General features: G+C 50.9%; 1 protein-coding gene. It reads left to right on the top strand.

The features are described 5' to 3' along the window. Window positions 1–327 precede the first annotated feature (327 nt). The coding region (locus tag ACG98I_RS13840; protein ID WP_394721116.1) for a transposase at window positions 328–542 on the top strand (215 nt) is incomplete at its 3' end.

The following is a 542-nucleotide window of genomic DNA, read 5'->3' as shown; positions in this document are numbered from 1 at the left end:
AAGGCAGGAAAGTCACCAACTGGAAACAAGCCATCAACCAAATGGCCGTGGCCTATCCCGAACGCTTTACGAACTACCTATAAACACTCAGACCGAAAGCCCCACACACAAAATACTTGACACGCTCGGAACCCACACACAAACCATCAGACACTCTCGACGATTTACTGCAATTATCGTGCGTTGTGAGTAAAGCGTAGCCCGCGAAATAACTCCTTGTATCACCAACGTAAAAAGTTATCTGAATATCAGTGGCCATCACTTAAGACAATCTGGGTGAAGTGTCCCAGGTTTTGTTCCGTTTGAGTAGATGGGAAGATCTGGAACATGCCAAGGAAATTTGACCAGGATGCCAAGGACCGTGTGGTCCGTCTCGTGAAAGACCGCATCTTGGCGGAAAACATGTCGATGCAATCCGCGTGCCAGGCAGTAGCCCCAAAGCTGGGGGTTTCATGGCACACAGCTCGTCAATGGACCCAGCAGGCCCGCCGTGCAGGAAACATCCCAGAACCCGTGCCCGAAGATTTGGCTGCCGAAAACGC

This window comes from Corynebacterium sp. L4757, assembly GCF_043673995.1.
In the GTDB taxonomy this organism is placed as follows: Bacteria; Actinomycetota; Actinomycetes; order Mycobacteriales; family Mycobacteriaceae; genus Corynebacterium.
This window is presented reverse-complemented; position numbering and strand designations above follow the sequence as displayed.